Source organism: Kitasatospora sp. NPDC023118 (assembly GCF_055560875.1).
The window spans coordinates 1-6,411 of sequence record NZ_JBVHHW010000065.1; the positions used below are offsets into that span (position 1 = coordinate 1).

Annotated in this window: 6 protein-coding genes and 2 pseudogenes; 5 read left to right on the plus strand and 3 right to left on the minus strand. The window is 68.6% G+C overall.

Going from position 1 to position 6,411, the window contains the following annotated elements; genetic code table 11:
- Positions 1-69 precede the first annotated feature (69 nt).
- From ACZ3UD_RS37015 to ACZ3UD_RS37025, 3 genes are all read right to left on the minus strand, one after another.
- Positions 70-336: a hypothetical protein gene (locus ACZ3UD_RS37015; protein ID WP_465598309.1), complete on the minus strand. Its 267-nt coding sequence runs from the start codon at positions 334-336 to the stop codon at positions 70-72.
- Positions 337-621: 285 nt separating this feature from the next.
- Positions 622-1,014 carry a ribosomal protein L7/L12 gene (locus ACZ3UD_RS37020; protein ID WP_465598312.1) on the minus strand — a complete coding sequence of 131 codons (393 nt, stop codon included), beginning with the start codon at positions 1,012-1,014 and terminating at the stop codon, positions 622-624.
- A 137-nt stretch (positions 1,015-1,151) separates the two neighbouring features.
- The gene (locus tag ACZ3UD_RS37025) at positions 1,152-1,697 is read right to left on the minus strand and encodes a replication-relaxation family protein (RefSeq protein WP_465598315.1); all 546 of its coding nucleotides are present in this window, start codon (positions 1,695-1,697) and stop codon (positions 1,152-1,154) included.
- Between the two features lie 396 nt (positions 1,698-2,093).
- On the opposite strand from ACZ3UD_RS37025, the gene ACZ3UD_RS37030 reads away from it, so the two are divergent.
- The 5 genes and pseudogenes from ACZ3UD_RS37030 to ACZ3UD_RS37050 form a co-directional block, all read left to right on the plus strand.
- Positions 2,094-2,621, plus strand: coding sequence for an SMI1/KNR4 family protein (locus tag ACZ3UD_RS37030; RefSeq protein WP_465598318.1), 528 nt, complete (start codon positions 2,094-2,096; stop codon positions 2,619-2,621).
- A gap of 140 nt (positions 2,622-2,761) precedes the next feature.
- A pseudogene (locus ACZ3UD_RS37035) lies at positions 2,762-3,810 on the plus strand (IS3 family transposase).
- A gap of 102 nt (positions 3,811-3,912) precedes the next feature.
- Positions 3,913-4,206, plus strand: coding sequence for a DUF1330 domain-containing protein (locus ACZ3UD_RS37040; RefSeq protein WP_392375909.1), 294 nt, complete (start codon positions 3,913-3,915; stop codon positions 4,204-4,206).
- Positions 4,207-4,719: 513 nt separating this feature from the next.
- Positions 4,720-4,989: pseudogene (locus tag ACZ3UD_RS37045) on the plus strand (transposase); the annotation flags it as partial.
- A gap of 428 nt (positions 4,990-5,417) precedes the next feature.
- Positions 5,418-6,411, plus strand: a 994-nt coding sequence (locus tag ACZ3UD_RS37050) for a hypothetical protein (RefSeq protein ID WP_465598320.1), incomplete at its 3' end; no start/stop codon positions are given.

Below are 6,411 nucleotides of genomic sequence, written 5' to 3' on the forward strand. Positions count from 1 at the left end.
TGCTGAGATCACGGATGTGAGGCTGCGGAGCCCGGCCCCGTTGCCATAACCCCGCGCTCGCACGACAACTCATCCACAGGTCTTGACTATTGCTCGTTTGTAGTCGCAGCCGGACCAGGCGACGTCGAGCGTGATCGTGCGGTCGTCCACCGCTACGGCGATGTTTCTCGTGGACGGGTCGGCGAGCGCGATGCGGCCGAGGACCGATGCGTCGCGTCTCTTGTACGGGAGCGGATAGTCGGCTTCACCGCCCCACGCGGCGTAGCACGCTGCCACCGCGATCCCGATCAGCCCCATCGCGGCTATCCAGCGCTTGTCGCGCGCCGTCAGTTCCATGGCCCCGCCCTCCCGTTGTTGTGGATCAGAGTAGGCCTGCCCGGGCGGCGGCCGTGGCGCCGCGGCCGGGCCGCTTCGGGACTTCGGCGGTGCCGGGTCAGTGGTGGCGGTTCGTTTGCGGGGGTGGGGGATGTGGGGCAGGACGTTTCACAGGGGCCGGTTGCCGGCGGCCCACTCCGGGCGGGCCGCGCAGGCCTTCACGGTGATCAGTATCCGAGCGAGCAGCGGGGGAAGGCCTGGAGGTCGTGGACGTGCTGCCGGGCGGCCTGCTCGCCGGTGTCGGGTTCAGGTGTTCTGACGGGCGGTGTGGCCGGGCAGGGGGCCGTAGGTGGTGCAGAACCCACAGTCGCAAGTGGTGAGTGAGTTGGCCTGACAGTGAGCGATCGGCCAGATTCGAGACGTGCACGGCCCGGGGTCCACCAAGGTGCCGTCATCGGGCAGGGTGCGTCGGCACCAGTTGCACCGGACGGCGGCCGCAACACCGGCTTGACGCAGGTCCTGCGCCATTCGTACGGCGGTGCCGAACGGCACGTCGGAGCGTACGGTGACGGGCGTGCTGGCCAGGAGCTCTTTGCTGCGCCACAGGCTCAGGCCGGTGGCGGTGCGGACTGCTCTGAGGGCCGTGGGCCCACCGGCCGAGGGACCGGTCAGCACAACGGTGAACTCCGGATCCTCCACAGATCTCCCCAAATCGCATGGTGTCGTGCCGAACGCCAGTCAACTGCCCGAACGCCGCGAGTTCCAGGGAATTTCGCGTCAACCCGGTGTGGGCGGCCCAGCGGCCCGCCCACACCGGGGCGCCTCCTGTGCCGGCCCTACAGCTGCCAGGCCCCGCACCGGGGCCGCTGGGGGTCGGTGAGCGTGTGCCACACCGCTGCGCTGGTGCCGTACTGCTCCAGATCGGCCAGCCGGGCCGCGCCGGCCCGCACGGTCCTGAGCATCCTGGCCACCATCGGACTCGTGCCGGCGATCGACTGGAGGTCGCGGGTCCGATGCCGGGCGGCCTGCTCGCCGGTGTCGGCCAGGACGAACAGCAGGCGCGGGAAGACCGGGTACCGCTGCTGCCAGGCCGGCAGCACGCTCTGCCCGGCGACGGTACGCCGCAGGTGCGCAGGCACAGGGTGGTGCTCGTGGAAGCGGGCGTAGCCGAACAGCTTCGACGCGAGCTTCTCGCTGGCCATGGTGCCGCGGTCGACCTCGACGAACGCCCGGCACAGCCTCCGGCCGCCCGCGACGGCGGTGTAGTGCAGCAGGCCGTCGGGGATGACGGCGCCGTCTCGGCCTTCGCCGTAGCGGTGGTAGACCTCCGGCAGGAAGTCCAGCGGCCGGCACTCGTCCCCGGCCGCCCTGGCGCCGGCCACGAACGCCGCCTGGGTACGGGTGTTTTCGACAGGTCGAATGAGAGCCTGGTGGGCTCAACCAGAACGAGCCCGGTCCCATCCCGTCCGTTGTCGCCCCACACTGAACCGCACCGGTTCGAATGGAGACTCGATTCTCTGAGAGGATTGAGTCATGGCACGTCCCTCCCCTTTTCCCGCCGAGCTGTAGGTTCCACTCGTGATCTTCATTCGGCTTCGGCATGAGCTGGGCCGTTGGAGCTTGTCCCAGCGATCTTGCGCGGGTTTTGACTCATCGTCCTTGCGCTTTCCTCATTGATTCGGTGGACGGCTTCCGGTGGGCGATCTCGTGGATGACGGCGTCGCGTCTGTCTGGGGTGCGCCGATCTTGATGACACTGGTGGCCGCTAGCCTCGCCGCGTGACTCAGACAAGTGATCGACAACTCCCTGCCGCACTCGCCGCCGCGCTGGCGGTCCCGTTCGACTACGACGACGGCAAGGGGATCGACTTCGAGCCCTTCCCGGACTTCCTGTCCGCGGAAGCCACCACCGACTGGTTCCGGGCCTGGACCGGCAACCCGGAGTTGAGCGGTGACGACTTCCGCGTGTTCGGCCAGGACGGCACAGGTGGATACGCGGCGCTCTGGCTGATTCGGCCAGGTCGCCCACTCATCGACCAGCCCGTCGTTTTCCTCGGCTCTGAAGGCGAGACCGCTGTACTGGCGCGCGACCTTGGCGACTTCCTTTGGCTGCTCGCTGGCGGCTTCGGCCCCTGGGAGGCAGCCACGTCGTACGAGCCCGACTGGACTCCACGTCCCAACCAGCAACTGGCTGCTGTCGCGGAACGATTCGCCCCGGGCCGACAGCAACCGGCCGCTGCCGTTATAGAGCAGGCAGCCCAGGAGTTTCCCGTCTTCGACGACACCGTCATGGAGCTGTGCCGCTGACTCCGGCAGGAGGCCGGCGCTGCGGTCGGACCCCATCCAGCGCCCACTGATCTTGCGCATGCGCGACGTAGGCGCAGAATCAGTGGGAAGGCGCAAAGTGGGATGGGAACCTACACGAGCTGCGGCGTCTTGCGGTGCGCATGGTCGCCGAGGTCCGTCCGGACTACGACACCGAGTGGGCCGCGATGAAGGCCGTCGCGTCCAAGCTCGGCGTCGGATCGGGCGAGACTGTGCGGCAGTGGGTCTGGCGGGAACGGGTCGACTCCGGGCAACGCCCGGGGACGACCACCGAGGAGTCCGCCCAGGTCAGGCCCTGAAGAAGGAGGTCGCCGAGTTGAAGAGGGCGAACGAGATCCTCAAGGCCGCGGCGAGTTTCTTCGCGGCCGAGCTCGACCGGCCACATCTGCGCTCGTAGCGTTCATCGACGAGCACCGGGACCGCTTCGGCGGCGCCGAGCCGATCTGCCGCGCGCTGACGCAGCACGACTGCGGCATCGCCCCCTCCACCTACTACGCCCACAGGCAACGGCAGGCGTCGCCGTCGGCCCGGCAGCTCCGCGACGCGGAGCTGAAGCAGCTGATCGCCGAGGTCTACGACGCCAACTACCGTGTCTACGGGGCCCGGAAGGTCTGGCGCGAGCTGAACCGGCAGGGTCACGCGGTGGCCCGCTGCACCGTGGAACGGCTGATGCGCGAGTTGGGCATCACCGGCGCGGTGCGGGGCCGGAAGGTCGTCACCACCGTGGTGGACCCCGCCGCCGCGCGAGCGCCCGACCTGATCGAACGCGACTTCGTGGCCTCGGCGCCGAACCGGACCTGGGTCGCGCACTTCACCCACGTCGCGGCCTGGGCCGGCACCGTCTACGTCGCCTTCGTGGTGGACACCTTCTCCCGTCGCATCGTCGGCTGGTCCGCGGCCACCACCAAACACACCGACCTCGTCCTGGCCGCGCTGGGAATGGCACTGTGGCAACGCGACCGCACCGGCATCCGGCCGGAGGCGGGCGAGCTGACGCACCATTCGGACGCGGGGTCGCAACCTCTCCGAAGTCGAACTCGCCACCGCCGAATGGACGGACTGGTACAACCACCGCCGACTGCACGGTGAGATAGGCCACGTCCCACCAGCCGAATACGAAGCCAGCCACTACCTGACAGCCACGAAATCGCTGGTCACAGCCACACCATAGAGTCTCCGACCAAGCCGGTGCGGTTCAGACCAGTCGTTGGGTACGATCGATCTGAATTGTGGATTCGAAGTCAGATGTGCTCTTCCGAACACTGGAGGTTCCGTGGCCAAGGGCTACTGGGTCAGTGCCTACCGCACCATTTCAGACCCTGAGAAGCTGGCTGCCTACAACAAGCTGGCCGGTCCGGCCGTCCAGGCCGGGGGCGGGCGGCTCCTCGTCCGTGGCGGTCGGGTCGTCGCACACGACGCTGGAATCGCCGAGCGCACTGTCCTGATCGAGTTCGACAGCTTTGAACAGGCCCTCGCGGCACACGAGAGTGAGGCCTACCAGGAGGCGCTGGTCGCTCTCTCCGACGGCGTCGAGCGCGACTTCCGCATCATCGAAGGCATCGACTGACCCGGGGGCCCAGTCGGCGACCTGCCCGGCGTCCAGCAGGAACGACGGCCGCTGCGCGCCCGTGACCTGTGCCTGGCGCTCGATCTCCCGGTGCCGCCCAAGCACGTCGAAGGCACTCGAAGGCACCCGCGGGAAGCTCAAACGCCTGGTCGGCCTCGGATTCCTCGACGAGAGCGAACCCGGATTGTTCGCACAGCCCCGCCCATCGGCACGCACGGCCCCCGCCGACCAGTGACCCTGATCAAAACCAATGCGCAAAAACGGTCGAAGACTCGCTTATTACCCTCTGAGTGGGCGTTCAGAGAGCTCTGTTCCGTCATGCGGCTTTCATCCCCGACCGCATTCGCGATGATCTGCCCGATACAGGAAGTCTGTCCTCGCCTTGGCCGCCAGCATGACTGGCCGTCTCGTCCGCTTCTGTGCTTGGAAGTCCGTCTGGTTTGAAGAAGTCATAGAACCGTCCATGGGACAGCGGAACGGAGTCTTCCGCCACGTTCATGCAGACGCTGTGTCGTGAGCCAGCGGAAGCCGTACCCCAGCGACCTGTCCGACGCCCGATGGGCCCTGATCGAGCCGAAACTGGCGGCCTGGAGGAAAGCCCGGCTCGACCGCAGGCCCACCGGACAGCCGGCAAAGGTCGAACTGCGCGACGTGTCCAATGCGATCCTCTACGTCAACCGCACGGGAATCCCCTGGAAGTACCTCCCGCACGACTTCCCGAACCATGGCACCGTCTACGCCTACTACGCCGCCTGGCGCGACGAGGGAATCTTTGCCCAGCTGGAGCCGCGAGGGCGGGCGCTGAAGTACATGGCCGGGTTGATCGCCGCTCGTCCCCGCCGGCAACTGCCGGCGTACCGCTCCGGCAGGCGGTCAGTGTGGCGGGAACGGGGCGTGCGGAGTCGTGCAGTGCGCCCCGTGCGGTGCAAGTTCCGCGGCCGGAGCGACTGTTGGGTGTGGTGGTGTTCCGAACGTTGGTCCATACGGGTTATTCGATCGGGGGGTATGGCCTTGGCTGGCCGGTGTAGTTGTAATGGCAGTGACCGACTGTGGGGTGCCCATTCCCCTGTCGGGGCGTCGGGGTGGTGATCGCTTGACGGGTCACCGTCCCCATGCACGGGCACCCTGACAGGTGGAATTCGTCGGCCGTACCATCTGGCGCGGCCGTGTTCGGGCAGCCCCACTCCCGACTCACTCAAGGGGCTGCTCACATGGCAGTAACCATCGTTCCCACTCCCGTGGCGGCGTGTTCCGCCTTCACCGCCACGGCCACCGGCGCGCCCGCGGGGGCCGTCACCGCTGTCTTCTTCTACGACGGCGCCGCCCCGCAGACGGTGCCGGTGGTCGCCGGCGCCGCCGGACCGGTGACGTTCACGGCTGTCGGCTCCGGCTCGCAGCTGGTCCTGGTGACCTACCTGAACGCCGTCCCCGCGGTGGTCGCGGTCGACAGCGGCACGGTCACCGTCAACGCGGCACCGGCCGGGACCATCTCCACGACGCTGTCGATCGCCGTCGGCGGCCTCGTGACCGCCGCGACCACCCTGACCTGCAGCGCCGGCCTGAGTTCCGTCAACGGCACCCTGACCTACACCCTGCCGGGCGGGGGCACGGTCACCACCCCGGTGGTCAACGGCGTGGTCGGTCCGGCCAGTCTGGGGCTGGGACTGACGGCGGGTCAGGTGGTGGGGGTCAGCTTCACCCCCGCCGCCGGCACCTGTGCGGCCTGCACCTTCGCGCCGATCACCGTCACCGTGCCGGCGCCGCCGACCTGTTCGGTGGTCATCATCCAGCCGGTGGTCGGCCCGATAGTCGCCGGCCAGCCCACCGTCGTGTCCGCGGTGGTGCTGTGCAACGGCGTGCCCGTTCCGGGTGCGACGGTCACCTTCAACGGCGACGGGGCCACCCCGGTGACCGCCACCACCAACGCACTCGGCATCGCCACCGGGTCGATCACCTTCCCCACCCCCGGACCGGTGTCGCTGACCGCCACCGTCACCGCGGCCGGCACCACCTGCACCTGCACCAACGTCGTCTCCATCCCGGTCACCGTCACGGTGACCACGCCGCCGACCTGCCTGGTGCTCCTGCTGCCCCCGGTGGCACCGGTGGTCGCCGGCCAGCCCACCGTCGTGTCCGCGGTGGTGCTGTGCAACGGCGTGCCCGTTCCGGGTGCGACGGTCACCTTCAACGGCGACGGGGCCACCC